General features: G+C 66.7%; 16 protein-coding genes. 5 read left to right on the top strand and 11 right to left on the bottom strand.

Annotated elements, in window-relative coordinates; genetic code table 11:
* Positions 1–176 precede the first annotated feature (176 nt).
* Positions 177–383, top strand: a complete 207-nt coding sequence (locus ACFWI4_RS29150) for a hypothetical protein (RefSeq protein ID WP_387202045.1) — start codon at positions 177–179, stop codon at positions 381–383.
* A 351-nt stretch (positions 384–734) separates the two neighbouring features.
* On the opposite strand, the gene ACFWI4_RS29145 is transcribed toward ACFWI4_RS29150, so the two are convergent.
* Positions 735–920, bottom strand: coding sequence for a hypothetical protein (locus ACFWI4_RS29145; protein ID WP_387202042.1), 186 nt, complete (start codon positions 918–920; stop codon positions 735–737).
* A gap of 176 nt (positions 921–1,096) precedes the next feature.
* Between ACFWI4_RS29145 and ACFWI4_RS29140 the strand changes: the two genes are divergently transcribed.
* The gene (locus ACFWI4_RS29140) at positions 1,097–1,423 is read left to right on the top strand and encodes a hypothetical protein (RefSeq protein WP_387202039.1); all 327 of its coding nucleotides are present in this window, start codon (positions 1,097–1,099) and stop codon (positions 1,421–1,423) included.
* Here ACFWI4_RS29140 and ACFWI4_RS29135 read toward each other — a convergent pair.
* The 3 genes from ACFWI4_RS29135 to ACFWI4_RS29125 form a co-directional block, all read right to left on the bottom strand.
* Positions 1,399–4,272: a fibronectin type III domain-containing protein gene (locus tag ACFWI4_RS29135; protein WP_387202036.1), complete on the bottom strand. Its 2,874-nt coding sequence runs from the start codon at positions 4,270–4,272 to the stop codon at positions 1,399–1,401. The two genes, ACFWI4_RS29140 and ACFWI4_RS29135, sit on opposite strands and share 25 nt — an antisense overlap.
* A gap of 824 nt (positions 4,273–5,096) precedes the next feature.
* The gene (locus tag ACFWI4_RS29130) at positions 5,097–6,149 is read right to left on the bottom strand and encodes a hypothetical protein (protein WP_387202033.1); all 1,053 of its coding nucleotides are present in this window, start codon (positions 6,147–6,149) and stop codon (positions 5,097–5,099) included.
* Positions 6,150–6,458: 309 nt separating this feature from the next.
* Complete coding sequence (locus ACFWI4_RS29125; protein WP_387202030.1) at positions 6,459–6,752, bottom strand: hypothetical protein; 294 nt, start codon at positions 6,750–6,752, stop codon at positions 6,459–6,461.
* 48 nt (positions 6,753–6,800) lie between these two features.
* Here ACFWI4_RS29125 and ACFWI4_RS29120 point away from each other — a divergent pair, with 48 nt between their 5' ends.
* Entirely contained in the window at positions 6,801–7,865 is a 1,065-nt protein-coding gene (locus ACFWI4_RS29120; protein WP_387202027.1) for a nucleotide kinase domain-containing protein, read from the top strand.
* Here the strand turns inward: ACFWI4_RS29120 and ACFWI4_RS29115 are convergent.
* The 4 genes from ACFWI4_RS29115 to ACFWI4_RS29100 are packed head-to-tail and all read right to left on the bottom strand — an operon-like array spanning position 7,862 to position 10,362.
* Positions 7,862–8,710, bottom strand: a complete 849-nt coding sequence (locus ACFWI4_RS29115) for a hypothetical protein (RefSeq protein WP_387202024.1) — start codon at positions 8,708–8,710, stop codon at positions 7,862–7,864. The two genes, ACFWI4_RS29120 and ACFWI4_RS29115, sit on opposite strands and share 4 nt — an antisense overlap.
* 49 nt (positions 8,711–8,759) lie before the next feature.
* Entirely contained in the window at positions 8,760–9,674 is a 915-nt protein-coding gene (locus ACFWI4_RS29110; RefSeq protein ID WP_387202021.1) for an ImmA/IrrE family metallo-endopeptidase, read from the bottom strand.
* Positions 9,671–10,084 carry a helix-turn-helix domain-containing protein gene (locus ACFWI4_RS29105; RefSeq protein ID WP_387202018.1) on the bottom strand — a complete coding sequence of 138 codons (414 nt, stop codon included), beginning with the start codon at positions 10,082–10,084 and terminating at the stop codon, positions 9,671–9,673. Before ACFWI4_RS29105 ends, ACFWI4_RS29110 begins: the two co-directional genes overlap by 4 nt.
* Positions 10,081–10,362, bottom strand: coding sequence for an acyl carrier protein (locus ACFWI4_RS29100; RefSeq protein WP_387202015.1), 282 nt, complete (start codon positions 10,360–10,362; stop codon positions 10,081–10,083). Before ACFWI4_RS29100 ends, ACFWI4_RS29105 begins: the two co-directional genes overlap by 4 nt.
* A gap of 115 nt (positions 10,363–10,477) precedes the next feature.
* On the opposite strand from ACFWI4_RS29100, the gene ACFWI4_RS29095 reads away from it, so the two are divergent.
* Positions 10,478–11,356: a nucleoside triphosphate pyrophosphohydrolase family protein gene (locus ACFWI4_RS29095; protein WP_387202012.1), complete on the top strand. Its 879-nt coding sequence runs from the start codon at positions 10,478–10,480 to the stop codon at positions 11,354–11,356.
* Positions 11,357–11,682: 326 nt separating this feature from the next.
* Here the strand turns inward: ACFWI4_RS29095 and ACFWI4_RS29090 are convergent, their stop codons facing one another.
* The 3 genes from ACFWI4_RS29090 to ACFWI4_RS29080 form a co-directional block, all read right to left on the bottom strand.
* Positions 11,683–11,913, bottom strand: a complete 231-nt coding sequence (locus tag ACFWI4_RS29090; RefSeq protein WP_387202009.1) for an Eco29kI family restriction endonuclease — start codon at positions 11,911–11,913, stop codon at positions 11,683–11,685.
* A 407-nt stretch (positions 11,914–12,320) separates the two neighbouring features.
* The gene (locus ACFWI4_RS29085; protein WP_387202006.1) at positions 12,321–13,568 is read right to left on the bottom strand and encodes a hypothetical protein; all 1,248 of its coding nucleotides are present in this window, start codon (positions 13,566–13,568) and stop codon (positions 12,321–12,323) included.
* Positions 13,565–14,089 (bottom strand): DUF4365 domain-containing protein, encoded by a 525-nt coding sequence (locus ACFWI4_RS29080; RefSeq protein ID WP_387202003.1) that lies wholly within the window; start codon positions 14,087–14,089, stop codon positions 13,565–13,567. Before ACFWI4_RS29080 ends, ACFWI4_RS29085 begins: the two co-directional genes overlap by 4 nt.
* A gap of 773 nt (positions 14,090–14,862) precedes the next feature.
* On the opposite strand from ACFWI4_RS29080, the gene ACFWI4_RS29075 reads away from it, so the two are divergent.
* On the top strand, positions 14,863–16,098 hold the full coding sequence (locus tag ACFWI4_RS29075) for a helix-turn-helix domain-containing protein (RefSeq protein ID WP_387202000.1): 1,236 nt from the start codon (positions 14,863–14,865) through the stop codon (positions 16,096–16,098).
* Positions 16,099–16,113: the final 15 nt, after the last annotated feature.

Genomic DNA, 16,113 nt, shown 5'->3' with positions numbered 1-16,113 from the left:
GCGGCACAAACAGCGCCCCTGCCGACCACGATCACGAGCCTGGTACGTGCCACAGCCAGGCCGATCCGTGCTGCCGCCACACCACCCCAGAACGCCCACAAACCGCCCGGGCCCGCGGCATCCCGCTTGGTACACAACACCTCGAACCAAGTTCCCGACCTAAAAGGAGAACCCCGATGGCCAGCAACAACTCCCGCCAGACCAGCGAGAACAGGCCGCTGCTCAACCAGCGCTCCGCCATGATCTTCCTCCTGGCCATCCTCACTGGCATCGGCGCAGGCTTTCTCGCCACAATTGCCACAAACCCCTGGCCTGTGGCCGTCACTGCTGGCGTAGGCGCGACCGCCGCCGGTGTCCTATTCTTCGACCGAATCGTGGAGTGAACCCCGCCGAAGCAGCGAGGGACTCTGGCTGCAACCGGAAATTGGTTGTGATTGCCGGGTTCTGCGGCGCGCTTGCGTGAAGTCGCTTTGGGCTACAGGCTGTCGGCCCAGGCCGGGACGGGGGGTGCGGGTGTTGCCGAGAGCGAGGCGGAGCGGCCAGAGAAGGCGCTGGGCGAGGCTGGAGAGAGACCTTTGATTGTGAGGGCGGCAGCGGCGAAGCGCCCGGTTTTCTGCTCTCGTCTGAGAAGTCTCGTACGCACTTGCCGTGAGGTCGGGCCGTTTGTGCGGGTGTGCCTGATCAGCACGTTTTAGCGCGGCCCGCTTCGGCGGCCCGGTCAGCACAAAGCAGTCTCATACGACGCGGACTGGCACCTGTCGCTCGGTCAGCAACCGGGCCAGCGCGTCGGTCTCCTCTTCCAACAGGGCGATGGCGGCCAAGCGGCGGGCACGCGTGACAGCGACGTACCACACGCGCAGCACCTCGTCGGATGCCGGATCGCCGGTGGCCCAACGCTGGACGCTTCCGGCGTCGGGCAAACAGCAGAACGCCCTTGGCCTCATCGCCCTTGAGCTGGCGGACGATGTTGGTGCGCATGCCGGTAGCCACTTGGCGACGTGCCACGGTGGGACCTCCGGCAGGGCGTCCCTTCCTGCCCCTGCGGTGCGGCACCAAGCAACGGAGGCCAGGTGCCGTCCGGATGCCTGCGCCGGACATGAACCAGCGAGCCGGCCTCGCGCACCACGACCACGACCAGGGCCTCGCGCTCACCCTCGCCGTCCTGCTCCTGACCGGCGGCGTGCTGCTGGCTGGGCCCCTCACCACGTTCGCCGCCGTGGCCGTGCTCTCGTCATCGCTTATGCCGCACCCGGCCTCGCCCGCCGCCTGGCCGGTGCGCCGCGCGCTGCGCCGGCTCCTGTGGGTGGTGTGGTTCGTGGTTGAGGAAACGCTTCGGCCTCGGCACGGGTGCCGAGGCCGAAGATTGGGTTGTGGTTCAAGGCGCAGTGCTGTGGACGGCTACCAGGTCAGGTCTCTGCGGTAGACGGTCCCGTCTACCGCCACCCAGAGCGCGGTGTGGCAGTCGTTGACGAAGTATGCCTGGCCCTTGTCCTCCTGGCCGTCTGCTCTGCCTGAGGCTGTGGCGATCGCGCAGCTTCCGGTGAGCCGGTCGCACGCGCCCGCGATCGAAGTCGCGCCAGACATGTTGCTGTTGTCTGCGGTCCAAGCGGCGACCCGGCCGTCATTGCTGATGACGGTGCCGTACTGGTTGAAGAAGTACCCCGATATCAGGGCTTGCGGCGTGTTGAGCTTGCGGGCGAGCCGAGGGCTGGTCTGCTGCAGGTCCACGATGTACTGCTGGAACCCGTCCCAGTCGTTGCCGAGCTTGAACGTCACGAACCGTCCGTTGGCTGACAGGGCCAGGTTCTGGACGTTCAAGCCGAAGTAGCGCGAATAGCTGTTGGTGGGGCAGTTGCTCGCCGTAGGTGTGACGGCCTGGCGTGAGTCAGTGCCCGTTTCGATGACTACACCGGCCTGGTGAGGCATGCAGTCGTCGGTCGCGGTGCGGGCGTTTCGGACGAGAAGCCGCGTCCCGTCGCCAGATGCGCTGAGCGTCCCATCAGTAATGCGGTCATCCACGAGGCGGCCGTATGAGGCAACAGCCACCGTGAGAGTCGATACGTTGGCGGGGCTGGCCAGTCGGACCATCTTCACATGCAGTGGGTCGTCCTCTGTCACCCAGAAGGCGACCTGGCCGTTGCCTGACAAGGTCGAGCTCGTGACGTGCACGTCCTCTTCGGCCAGAGTGGTTGTCTGCCCTGTGCTGAAGTCGTACACGAGGTGGCCGTCGAACACTCTTGAGCCGTCGTTGCTCGCCGAGAGCGGGTACTCCCATCTGAGCGACTTCGCCTGCGGTGCGACGATACGTGCTCCGGTCGCCAGGTCGACCTGGGTCAGCTCATGAACTGAAGTTGCCCTCGACGGCACATACTCCTCGGTGTAAGTGAGCAGATATCGGCCGTCGGAACTGAACGAGGCGTAGGAAGTGTCAAGACCGTTGGTGTAGGCGGCCGGAGCAACCTTAGTCGTGTCGCCGGCCCGGATGGGGGCGAGCGGTGTCACCGTTGTGCTGATGGCCGGTCCGTACCCGATCCGGTTGAGCGGGGTCACGGTGATCGTGTAGGGCACCTTCTCCGCGAGGCGGTTCAGGTCGACGGTTGTGCCGTATACCAGCTGCTCGACCGTCTTGCGGGACGCGGCGACGTCGGCTGTCGTGGTCGCGTAGACGCGGTAGCGGGTGACGGGGGTGCCGCCGTCGTCGGCCGGTGCGGCCCAGGTGAGGCGGGCGCCTGCTTCGAGCGGCGTTCCGGTCAGCTTGGTGGCCGCGGTGGGCTTGACGGGTGCCGTGCGCAGCACCGAGATGCTGCCCGTGTGCGGTGCACTGACGCCGGTGTCGGTGGTCGTGACCGAGTAGGCGAACTGCCCCTGCGTGAAGATGCCCTTCTGGCTGGTGATGGGCGTGGCGGTCGACAGGGCCGTGTCCCGGTATGTGTACGCCTTGACGGTGGCGCCGGTCCAGCTGGTGCGCCTGGCGCAGACGCCCGACGCCGGTGTCTTGGTGGTGGACGCGATCTTCGTTGCCGTGCAGGCCGGGTTGACGAACCACAGGTCGTACTTCGACTGGCTCGTCCGGGACCAGACGGCCTTCTTCGCCGTGGCGCCGCCGGATACGTTGGCTTTCAGCGTCAGGAGTTCGCCCGGATAGTTGAACGTCTTTGCCGCGCTGGTCGTGGCTGCGTGGTTGTACGTGGTGGTGACGCTGCTGACGCCCTTGAATACCGTTGTGGTGGTCGGCTTCTTGGGCCACTGCCACAGTGTTGCAGCCAGAGTGACGGGCAGGTCCTTCTGCCAGGGGCCGGCTTCGATGCGGCCTCCGAACTCTCCGGTCACTTTGAGGCCCCAGTCGAACCAGGGCTTCTTGGTGGCGTCGGCCGTAGCGTACGCGCTGCCGGTGACCCGGACGAAGGGTCCGGCGATCTCGTCGATCTTGACGAAGAGCGTCAGCGGGATCTTCGCCTCGACGGTGCCCATGGCATTGAACGCCGGCGCAACTGAGTTGTTCGTGCAGCCGTTGTAGGAGAACACTCCTTCGTTCGTGCTGCCGATACGGAAACCGGCCGTGAGCTCTGCGGGCGTCGAGCAGTCGAACTTGATACCAAGACCGGCGGACGCCTTCCCGGACAGCCCGAAACCGACCTCCAGTTCGGGCCTGACAGTGAACGGGATGGGGCCGACGGTGAAGACGACGGGTTCGAAGCTGAGCTTGCCGAGGCGGAACGGCTTCGCCCAGTCCTTCGTGACCTCGAATTCGACGTTGCTCGTGACGTCGAACTTGATTGTCGGCTTGACCGTTGAGATGACGGAGAACTGCCGCTTGGCGAGGTCGAGATGGATGTCCAGGTCAGGCTGGTAGCTCAGCTCGCCGTTCGTCTCGATGACTCCGGTGACCTTCGAGCCGATCGGTCCCTTGGTGAACTTGTCGGACGCGATGGTCGCCTTCCACTTCACGCCGGTCAGGCTCGGTGTGACCTCGACCTTGGTCGTGGCCGGCACCTCCTCGCCCGTGGCGGTCAGTGCTGTGCCTGAGACGGAGGCCAGCCGGCTGGCGTGGACCCGCTTGTGGAGCTTGACCTGCGCGTACGCTGCGGCCGTGGTCGTCTCCCGGACGCCGAGCGTGGTCTGCCCCGCTGCCCGGGTCACAGAGGTGACCAGCAGGGGTGTGGACGCGACGGCCTGATTGACGATGATGTCGCCGACGCTGAGCGCGCTGGTCTGCGGGGTGCTGTGCGCGAAGGCGATGGTGTCCTTCGTCACCGATTTCACGGCTGCCACGGTCGCTTGGTCGAGGAGCGTCGTACGGGCCGACAGCTGGACCGAGTTGCCGTCCTGGTCGACGATCGTCTTCCCGGAGGCTGCGGGAGCAGCGGCGAGAGCGGAGGGCGCGGAGACCAGGACCGAGGCGGCGGCGAGGAGAAGGGCTAGTACCCTTCCTGGGCGTCTCATGGAGTTCTCCGAAGAGTGTCACCCAACAGGTGGCAGGGCATGCGTGCGGAACTTCCTTCCAGAGGTACGAGAGGTTCGTGCCCGGCGCAGAGGGCGCGCTGCGCCTCGGCCGGGACATCGTTGTTGGAGTTCAGGTCGTAGATGCGGCAATCCCGACGGCCCCAGGCCGGTGCCGCAGTGTCACCGAGCCTTACCGCTGGCGGTCGGGGGCCTGTTGACGGCCTTGAAGACCGGCACCGGCCTCGCGGCCCAGGGCGACGTCTGATCCACTCGAGAGCAGGCTGGCGAGCGAGTAGCCGAGCGTCACCTCGGGCCCGCGTCGGGCCTCGGAATGTTGCCGAACGACGTTCTGACGCTGGGCCAGCAGCCGTGCCGATGGCCGGAGCCGTGCGCCGAGGAAGGCGCAGCGACGGCGATGACAGTTGTGCTCATGCGGAACCGCATCACTCTCCTCGTAGAGAAAACGTGAAGACTCTGTGAAGTGATCTTGGTTGCGGAGTGAACCAGAAACGGTTGCCCATGGCAAGCAGGAAGGACATGCTGAGCCCAAGCTCCGGCCATGCCTGGTCAGCGCGCTATGTCTGCCGAAACGCACGCCCGGCCCAGGGGCCGCATCACCAAATGAAATGACGTCTTAGGCGCAGAGCGGCCCGTCAGCCGCTGGTGCGCGCAACAAAGGCAGCACGTCCTTCGCCGGCCCGGTCGCCGAACAATGACCGGGCCTGCGAGAACTGGCAACGTAGTGACAAGTCGGCGAGGCTCTCGATGAAGTAGCGGCCGGCGAGGGAAGAGCCGGGCGGGTGGACCTCGCGCGCGCTCATCCATTCCATCAGCGTGCTGGCAGCACCTCGTGCCAGCCATGGCTGATCCCTCGAGGCGCGTGTCTGGAGCCCTCCGGTCGCCCGCGTCCACACCTGATCCAGGTTCTCGAGCACTTCTGTGCGCAGGGCCGTCAGATCCTCGATGCTGATACGCGCCAGCTTCTCGATCCGCTCCTGGGGCGATGTCGTCTCCTGGCGGGCCATCTGCGAGGCGTGGCATGCGGCCGCGTAGTCCCAGACCGCGAGGCAGTCCTCGGCGGTATCGCAGTCGAGGTGCAGCGCCGCTGACAGGTCGGTCATGAAAGCCACGTCTGATTCAGGAAGCTGTCGCCTCTCCAGCCCTACCAGCACTCCCAGTAGGCGGGCGTCCACTTCCTCGCGTGGGGAGCGGGCCAGATCAGGCTGACGGCGGAGATTGATGCGCATCTGGCGTACGGCCCTGCCGTTCTCCGCCAGCGAGATCTTCGCGGCAGCCTCGGCCCGCTCGTACTCACCGTCCATCTCGGCAGCCCACAGCGGCGGAACCAGTGCCTGCACACGTTCGACCTGCTCCTCGTGCTGTGCGCGGTGCCGGAAGTAGACACGTCCCAGCGCGGTCTTGAGCGCGAGCTCCGGGACCGCGGCTCCGGAGAAAAAGGCAAGCAGAGCCAGGTCGTCGTAGGTGCGTCCAGGGCTGGCGTGCCGTGCCAGAGCACGGACCAGATCTTCCGTGCCCTGCGGGGATATCTGCTCGGTTCCCCCCGTTCCTGTACGCCGGGAATCAGAGCCCGGAATCAAGCCGTGCTGGCGCCAGCGCTCCAACTGGCTTGCGCTGATCGGGTATCCGGACGCCGCCGCCAGGTCCATCAGCTTGAGATCGGCCCGGCTGGGTGCAGTTCGTGGCATGGAAGAAACGCTACGCACACAGCTGACCCGATTTCGGGCCGCCGCTGCGGGGTCGGGTAGCACCCCCGTCCCGCGGGAGCGATCTTCGCTGCCTGCTGCGGATGACAGGGATTTCGCCGCCGATGCTCCAGCCGTCTGAAAAGCCGGGGCGAAGGCGGTCACCGGGGGCGGCGGCTGTGGCGACCGGCCCGGTGTACCGCGTGCGAAGAGTGCCGTAGCGACGGTGACTGCGTGTCGTCGGGCTGGCAACGCGGTCCGTGTGGCGGGTGATCCAGCCGGCCGCCGTGTCCTTGCGGGGAGGTGGGTCGTTCAGGCGGATGCGGCGCGTCGCGGCCCAGGGGGCAGGACGCGGGGGAGGTCCTCACGGTTCTCGTCATCCGCAAGGGCGGATTCCGGGAGGCGCCGGTAGTCGTGCAGAAGGCGAGCCAACTGATCGGGCTGGGTGTCGGCGGCTGCGACCAGAGCGGCCAGCAGTTCGGCCCGCGATGTTCGCTCGCCAGCCGCTGCGGCAGCGCGGACCAGGATGTTCAGCCGCCGGTCGATGTCCTCGGGCCACTGCACCGAGGTGGTGCGCCGCTGCTGCTGACGGTGCAGCAACTCCATGGCTCCTCCTCGCTGACAGGCAACATATAACGAATATATAATGCGGCCATGGGGACCTTGCTGCAAGACCGTCAAGCGATCGCCGGCTCGGATGCGATGCCGGGAACGGTGCAGGTGGCGGGCCAAAAGCTGCGGCCGACGCCGGTGTTCGACACCTACTGGCGGTTCGCCGCGGCCCGGCAGGCCGTCTACGAGGCCCGTCTGGAGGGCCGGGAACAGCCGTGGACCGACGACCCGATCCTGGCCCGGCACCGGTTCACTAACTGCTACCGGGCAGCGGACAGAGTCAGCCAGTTCCTCCTCACGGACGTGATCTACAGCGGTCCTCAGGCCTGGGAGGACGTGTTCTTTCGCACCCTGCTGTTCAAGCTCTTCAACAAAGAGTCCACCTGGCGGCTGCTGAGCCGGGAACTGGGCGAGGTGCGCTGGGACAGCTACACCTTCGCCGCGTACGACCGGGTGCTGTCAGCAGCCTTCGCCCAGGGCGAGCGTCTCTACTCGGCCGCCTACATCGTTCCTCCGCCCCAGCTGGGGGAGGGCCGCAAGCACCGCAATCACCTGCGGCTGCTGGAGATGATGATGACGAGCGGCGCACCCGGGCGCGTCGCCCAGGCGGCGACCATGAAAGAGGCCTACAAGGTCCTGCTCGGCTACCCGGCGCTCGGCCCGTTCCTCGCCTACCAGTTCACCATCGACCTCAACTACGCGCCGCAGCTCGCGTTCTCGGAGATGGACTTCGTGGTGCCGGGCCCCGGAGCGCGGGACGGCATCCGCAAATGCTTCGGGCCGGCAGCCGACGGGATCGAGGCCGACGTCATCCGCTACATGGCCGCCTCCCAGGACGAGCACTTCACCCGCCTGGGTCTGCCCTTTGCCGGGCTGAAGGGCAGACCGCTGCAACTGATCGACTGCCAGAACCTGTTCTGCGAGGTCGACAAGTACGCGCGTGTCGCCCACCCGGACATCGCCGGGATCAGCGGCCGCACCCGCATCAAGCAGGCCTACCGCAGAGACGCTGCCGCGCTGCGGGCCTGGTTCCCTCCTAAGTGGGGCCTGAACACCGCGGCAGGGCACGGCGCCCCCGCCGCCGAAGCCCGGGCTGCCCGAGGCTAGGCCCCCAGCCCGAACAGCGGCGTAGTCACCGCGTTCTGAAGGGCGCCGAGCTCGACCTTGCTGCAGTCCAGCCGGGCGCAGCCGGACATGACGCTCACGGTGCCCGGTGCGAGGCCGGCATGGCGGGCGACCCAGGCACGCAGATGCCCCAAAGCAAGGTAGTTGCCGTAGGCGCGGTCGAACATGTAGTGGCTGCGGTAGTAGGCGGCCAGGTGCACGGTGTTCGTGGCGCTGTCGAACTGGAACGAGCAGTGGCTCAGGCAAGGAAAGTCCAGCGTCTGCGTGTCCAGCGAAGCGGCCCGGATCACGGCCTCGGGCCCGGCGTCACCGGCCGCCGGCTCTTGCGCCAACACGCCTTCGTCACTGTCCAGGACCTGGGCGGTACCCGCCTCGTAGACGGCGCTCCACTTCGCCGAGGTGCGCAGCTTGTTCAGGCGCCTGATCACACGGGCCAGCTGGTCGACCGGCTCCGGCTTGTCGGGAGTGCCGGGGTAGGAGACCAGACGGCCGAAGTAGGTGCCGTGAACGTTGCGCCGGATCCCTTGCTGCAGACGCGGATACACGGCCCGGTAGCGTTCGCTGAGCTGCTCGTGCGTGGTGCACGTGGCGGCGAGCGCCGCCGGGAAGAGCGTGTTGACGACCGTGTCGATGGGATACAGCACCGGTTTGGCGCGAGCCGCACGCAGCCGGTCCAGCTCGGCCCGCAGATGCGGGTCCTCCTGTAGCGGGCGGGTGATCCGGACCACGGTGTGGAAGGCCTTCTTGCCCGGGATTTCCGACAGGCGGGTGCAGGCTTCCAGCCAGGCACGTGAGACGTCCGGGGCGTCGACAGTGATCGTGTGCATCGGCTCGCTCCTTGATCGACAAGCGTCGGGAGTGCAGACAGACAGCGCTTCAGGCCCAGGAGATGTCGGAGCCTTCGCGGCAAGGGGTGCGCCGCAGGGTCACCCCAAACAGACCCCAGGACTGCGTCGTGGCGGTGACGCGGGTGTCGCCCGCCATGTCCTCGCTCACCCATGCGACGCCGGACCGCTGCGGGGCAAGAGCGGGCAGGGGCAGCTGACTGCCGTCATCCGGCGGGGTGGCAGTCAGACCGGAGGGCAGACGGTCAAACGCGGCGGTCGGGACATCCAGCAGCAGGCAGTCACCGATGGCCACATGCAGCAGGGCGTCATGGGCAGCAGGCGTCAGGACGTGGGCATGAGCGTGCGGCCCCAGCAGCGGCAGACTGCCGGTGAGTTCCGCCTTCAGTACGGCAGGGGAGTACTTGAGCCACACGCTCTCGGCGGACCGGTCGATCATCTTCAGCCGCACCAGATGACGCACCGTGGTGGCATACGGAGTGCCCAGCCACCGAGCCATCCGGTACACGTCCAGAGGAGATCCGGGACGCTGCAGGCCGCAGCGGGCCAGCGCGGCCCGGACGGCCGGGCGGGGCATCAGGAACCAGGACGCGAAAGCCTCCGCCTCCTTCTCGTGCTGGGGCCAGCCCTCACCCCAACGCCCCGACGACTGCTCCTCATGGTCGATGCTGGTGCCGTGGCCCATGCGGTGGTGACCCAGCTCGTGCGCCGCCGTATGCCGCATGGCCACCTCCTCCAGGCCCGTGTTGAGCAGACACCCAGGTACGCCGCTGCTCCCGTCCACGTACAGGCCCAGCAGACCGCCCAGCCTGCGCCCCATCACCTCCACCCCGGCCCAGCCCAGCGCACCGAAGACATCGATGTACCCGTCACCTGCCGTCGTAAGCGCCTCGTGGGCCTGGGCGGCCGCGATCATCGCAGCGCCATGCGCGTTGTTCCAGCTCACGCACGGCCCTTCGGGGCCGGGGACACCGGCTCCGTCTGGTCTTCCTCCGCCTGGCGCCGCGCCTGCAGATACTGGATGAACTTCGCCACCTCGATGCGATCGCCTTCACTGAGAGGCCGTCCCGTGCGGGGAAGGCCGGCCAGCGCGTGTTCTCCCGCGTCGGCCGATTCCTCCTCGTCCAGGAAGTAGGAGGCCGGCAGCCGGTAGAGGCGGGCGAGCTTTTGCAACTCCATCACTTCCACCTTGCGCAGTCCGCGCTCGATGTCGCTGACCGCCGAGCGCACGATGCCGGTGCGCTCCGCGACCTGCTGCTGGGACAGCCCGAGGTACTCGCGTGTGCCTTTGAGCCGCTGGCCCAGGCGGGCGCGCCGGTCGGCATCCTCTGCTGGGGAGGGGGCGTTGTCGTTCACGGCTGGGGCTCCTTGGCCTTCTGCATGGTCTCGTGCACGGTCTCAGCGAACGCCCACACCGAGCGCAGGGAGCGCCCGGCCTCGGCATCGGCAGGAATGCGCACGCCGAAGTGTTCCTCGACGCGCGCCAGTATTTCCATGATCAGTACGGAGTCGACCGGCAAGTCCGTTCCCCGGGACGCCAGTTCCTCGTACACCTCCTGGACCGGCCGGTCCTGGTACGCGGCGAGGAAATCGATCACGATGTCCACGATCTCCTGGACGCTGTGCGACGGCATGCTCCGCTTTCCCTTCCTTCACACAACTCCCGGACACCCGGCCCTGCATGACCTACTGTAAAGCGATGTCGGGAAAACCGACAACCTTGTTGGAAGATCCTTCACGGGAGTGTGCGTGCATCTCGCCCGCTATCAGCAAGCAGCCCTCAAAACCCTGCAGCCCCCCGCCGACGGCACCGACCCCGTCCTCATACCGCTGCTCGGACTCGTCGGCGAAACCGGCTCCGTCGCCACCGCCTACAAAAAGCGCCTGCGCGACGGAGCCGACGCCAGCCCCTCCAAACAACAACTGCGCGAGGAACTCGGCGACGTCCTCTGGTACACCGCCACCCTCGCCCACCTCCTCGGCCTCGACCTCGAGGACATTGCCGCCGCGAGCCTGGAGAAAACCAAGGACCGCTGGCGCGCCACCCCAGACGACCAACGCCCCCACTTCGACGCCGACTACCCCCCGCACGAACAGCTGCCCCGGCGCACCACCGTCACCTTCACCCCCACCCCCCAAGCCGACGGACGCACCGTCATCACCCTGACCCGCGAGGACGGAACCCCTGCCGGCGATCCACTCACCAGCGCCAGCCACATCGAAGACGACTACCGCTTCCACGACGCCTTCCACCTCGCCCACGCAGCCGTCCTGGGCTGGTCGCCCGTCACCCGCTTCCTCCTCGACCGCAAACGCCGCAGCCGCCCCGGAATCGACGAAGCCGAAGACGGCGGCCGCGCCATCGCCATCGAAGAAGGAATCAGCGCACTAGTCTTCTCCTACGCCAGCCGCCACCAGTACTTCGAGAACCTCCGCCACGTCGACCACGAACTACTCATCACCATCGACCACATGACCGCCCACCTCGAAGTGAACGTCCTGCGCGCCGCCGACTGGGAACAAGCCATCATGACCGGCTACACCGCCTGGCGACAGCTGCGCAAACATGGCGCCGGTCACCTCGAACTCGACCTCGACGCCCAGACTCTGACGTTCATCGAACCCTGAGCCGACGGCCCCGCGATCCCCCCGCGGCAGCAAGCCTGCCCGACCCTTTGCGAAGTTCTCACAGGACGGGGTGCATTTCGCCGCTTATGGCCGGGCGGCCGGTCCCCGCCCCTCACGCGGGTCTGCTTCGTACCGCCCGCGCCACCGCCTGTCGTCCGGACGGCGCCAGCTCAAGAGGCGATACGTGCAGCGGGTCCCTCGCCGGTCCTGGGATGATGCGTCGGCCGTCAGCCGCGTCGAGCTGGCGGCCGGGCACCGAGCAGAGGCTTCGGCCTCCTCAGGCCGGACACCCGGCCGCCGAGGCCGCCAGCAAGCGCGGGCGGCAACTACGACGCGGCTGCCCTCTTGAAATGCTCCCGAACCGCCTTGCGTAGCTCTGCGCGGCTCAGCCTGGCCGACTGCTGCTCCGTGGCCCAGGAGCGGCCCGGATGCAGTTCGTCCCAGGACGACCGCGGACTCGGCCTGCTCCTGCCGGGGAAGTGGTTGCCGAACCCAACAGCAACCACGTTCCACACCGGCAAGTGGTCACCGATCATCAGCCGTTCCGCCCCCGGCATCCAAATCCCGCCCCCGCCAAACGGACCCGCACGCTCGTCGACTGCCGCACTGAGGGCACCTGGCCAGTCGTGGCGGCCGGTTAGATGCCCTGCCGGCCGGTGCGATGGCGGCGTGCACGTTCTTCACCGCGAGAACCGGGCCGATGTGCCGATGACCGGAGTTCCCGACGGGCAAGGAGTCGCCTGGCGCCGCTGGGCCCTGGAGCCACCGCGGTAGATACGGGCGGCCTCGCCAAGACGAGCCGCGTCGGCACGCACTGCTCTGGCAGCGGGCGCAGATCCGCTGAGGCTGCCGGTCCACTGTGCAGATGCCCGCCCGCCAGGCCCCGTCACAGACGCCGCCTCTGGCGGAGCGGCACCCGGCGACGCCGCCCGGACCGAGGCAGATTCAGGACGGCTGCGGGTGATCAGTCGCTGCTTCCGTCATGCCCGGCAGTGATGCCCGGGGGACGGACAAGGGAACCGCGCAACGTTTTGCGGTCCCCAGGCAGAACAGTCCCTTCAGCCCTCACGGCCTGATTGTTCTGGCGTGCGTTCAATGCGAAGGCATGGTCCTCCGCGTCGACCCAGATCCAGACATCGCCTTCGTCGGTCCGCAGGACAACAAAGTACGGGCTCTCCTCATTTTCCCTGTTCCGATCGTCCAAGCCGACACTTACGACCAGACCAGAAATGAATGTCACAGAATCCTGAGACACAGGTGAATGCATCACGGGCATAGAAGACTGCCAGCCTCCCAGCGGGGGAGGAGGCTTCATCTTCACTCCAGCCGTATCGATCTCGGATGCTTCAATTTTCCGCAGCGTGTCCAGCCGTCGCGTGGTTTTTTTAAGCTCCTCTATAGAGCGGCTGCTGAAGTGGAGAGGATCAGAGGAGTGATCAGCCTGCAGCGAACGCGATGGAGACCACCGGAACGAAATGCTGAGAAGATTCCCGCCCGGAGCATGTGGAATGGAAGCCAATTGCTTGGCGATTTCCAGATCGAAGAGGGAATTATCTTCCCGCTCCCGGGGTCCGTCGCCGCGCCAGTGGTGCACTCTCTCCAGTGCCTGGGCGAGGTTCGACATGACGCGACGGCCGAAGCTCGCCTCGGCGTCGCGGCGTGCTCCGATGCGCGAAAAGATCGGGAAAGTGAAGCTGCCGCGCTCGGTGTGACCAAGCCGCACGCCCTCGTCCAGATAGGCCGAAACCTTGGGACTCCGGTTGTTCCATTTGGTTCGGTGAGGATTGAATGTGTAAAGGGCGGAAATCCTCATCATTTCCATGCCCGCGTTGAGGATGCCCGCTGCTTCGGCGAGCCTCATTGATTCTTCGCGGCCAATGAAATCTGAACGGAGAACCAGAGTGTCCCAATTCAATCGATCGATCCGCTCGAGCAGGTGCGGCGCGTCGTCATTAAAATGGAATGCGAGTTCCGCCAGTGACTCCACGAGCCTGCGCTCGAAATCGCGCATCTCCTCGTTCAGTGGGAGAAGAAGCATGCGCCCGTGAGGAGAGTGATCGCTCTCATCGGGCGCCATCCAGTATTCCAGCAGACCCTCATGGCGTTCCGTCAGCTCCCAGCCGATAGAGCTGAGAAAATCCGAGAGAAGCGAAGGGGACACCGACGGGATCAGGGCGCGAAAGGCGCCTGGATCGAAGTCCGCGCTACTCACCGGCCACCTCCGTTTCCCTCGTGCTTGATCATCTCTCTGATGTACTCGGCTGTGAACTCGTTTTTGCGTTCGAGGGCCACTGTGCCGGACTTCTGGCCAGGAGGAAGGGGCTCCCAGGTGGCAGGATCAGACCACAGCATGACGCCGTCCAGAATCAGGTGGCCGTTGACGCTTCTGGTCTGGGGTACTTCCACGCCTGTCGGCAGGATCAGGACGACCAGACGCATCGGGGCGTAGCCCGGGCGGCGGAGATGCTGGTACTGCGCTGCCGGCAGGGTGATCGCGTAATCGCCGGTGCCCAGCTTCCGCGCGGAACTTGTGGACTTGAGCTGTACGTCGAACCGCGGTCCTCTGACCTTGAAGGGGCCCGATCCCAGCACGGTGACGTCGAGGCAGTCGTAGTCCAGGTGGGGATCCTGCAGATGACAGAAGGCGCTGTTGGCGAGTAGCCCCAGAGCGAAATAGCTCGCACGTTCCTTGTGAGCGCTTGCGGGGATTCCCGCGCGCTCCGCCTCGTCCACCCGTCAGGTCCTGTCGCTGTCCCGTTGTCCGGCTCCGGCAGCCTAGTGCCGCACCCGCCAGCTCGCGAAAGAGATGCTCATGCCTTGCGGCTGGGGTGTACTGTGCCCCCTCGCCTTGTGGGCGCCGTACGGTGAACTCGGGGCGCCCGGGCGGCCCCTGGCCCGGGCCGGAGCGATTCCGCCGACCGTGTTGACACGTTTTGGGGCATGCCTGCACACGTTGCTGCCCCGGTCCTTTGTCCCGATGGCGCGGCGCGGGCGAGTTGCCCGCCTCGCAGTGTGATCGTACCGGCCGGGGCAGTGGGGGACCGGCCAGCGGCGGGTTGAATTCCCCTGCTGGAGCTGCGACTCGGCTCTGCTGCGGCGGTGATGGCCGGGGCGGCCTGCCCCGCAGCGTCCCCGGACCACCTGTATGCCGGGCGGACTCACGAGTGCCGTGACCGGCAGGTCATCGGCAGCCTTCATGCAGGGGCGTGCTGTCGTCCGCGAAACTCTATGGACGGGAGCGGCTGCTGCCGGGCCACATGGCTGTCCGGCAGCAGTAGCCACGGTCTTGGCGGCACCCGAAAGGAAGCGGTCCGCGGCCTGGGTGTCGACGGGACGGCGGACCCACTGGCCGAGAGCGACGGCCTACGGCTGGCCGTCGGCCTCCGTCGAAAGCGGTGGAAACCACGGGCCTCGTCATCGCAACTCGCCTGTAGATATAGTTGCGATTTTGGCGGCCGGCCGCAATACTGGTCAGTACAGACTTTGTGGCGCGAAGGGAGGCGGTCATGAACGACAGGCTCACCGGCTTGGAAGCCCTGGATCTGTCACCGTCCGAGGTGCCCACACCATTGGCTGCAACGCCCGCCGAGGTGGGGCGACGGGTTGGCGACGCCCGGCGGCGCCGGGCCTTGACGGGGGAGGGGCTGGGAGAACTCGTCGGTCTCGGCAAGGATCAGGTCTCGAAGATCGAGAACGGCCGCCGCAAGGTCAGCGTCAGGGAACTCCCCAAATTCGCCTCCGCCCTCGGGGTGACGATCGCCCACCTCCTGGGCCAACCGGCCCGCCCCACCCTCGCCATGGCCCACCGCCTGGCCAAAGACACCACGCCAGATGCAGACAACGACGCCAAGCGCCGTGCGCTGGAACTCCTCGAGGTCGAGGACATCCTCTCCCAGCGGTTCCAGCCACGCCCCTCGTCATCAACTGCAGCAGGCACAGCGGTTCTCGATTTCGCGCGCAAGGAACTTCTTCAGCGCCCCCGCACCCGCTCCGAGGCGGAACGCCAGGGCAGGCACCTCGCCGAGCAGGTCCGCCGAGACCTTGGCCTGGGTTACTACGAACTCGGTGACCTGCCCGGGCTGATCGAACGGCATTTCGCGGTGGACGTTGCCCTCTCCCCGCTGGGTACAGCAACCGACGGACTATGCGTACACGGTGATGGCGTGGCGCTCATAGTCGCCAGCACAGACTTCTCCCAAGGCCACGTCCGCTTCACCCTGGCCCACGAATTCGGCCACCACCTTCTGGGTGACCCGCGCGACGTCATCAACGAAGGCGAACGGGACATGTTCGCCGACGATCTGCAGGAAAGACGAGTGAACGCCTTCGCCGGCCATCTCCTGATGCCGGAAGAGGGCATCCGTGACACGTTGCGCTGGCTGAGCCAAGGACGCGTCACTGAACGCAGTCTGGTGGCCCTGATGGAGCAGTTCGGCGTCTCCCTGGCCGCCCTGATCTACCAACTGGGGGTCATGGGACTGCTCCCCTACGACCAAGGAGTGCTCCTGCGCCAGCAAGGTGCGCACAATCTTGTCGCCCGACACGGCTCAGTGGCACCCACCGGTGCAGGCATCACCGTACGGCGCACCGTCAGGGCACCCGAGCGGCTGTTGAGCGCCGCAGTGGAAGCTGCCCGCAGCCAGCGCGTCGGCCTGGGCGTCGTTGCGACCCTGCTCCAACGCGACGACGATGACGCCCTTTGGGATGCGGTGATGGAAGAAGAATCCGAGGTACTCGCCTGACACCGGCCGGCACGG

It is taken from the genome of Streptomyces sp. NPDC127038 (assembly GCF_042725875.1).
In the GTDB taxonomy this organism is placed as follows: domain Bacteria; phylum Actinomycetota; class Actinomycetes; order Streptomycetales; family Streptomycetaceae; genus Streptomyces.
This window is presented reverse-complemented; position numbering and strand designations above follow the sequence as displayed.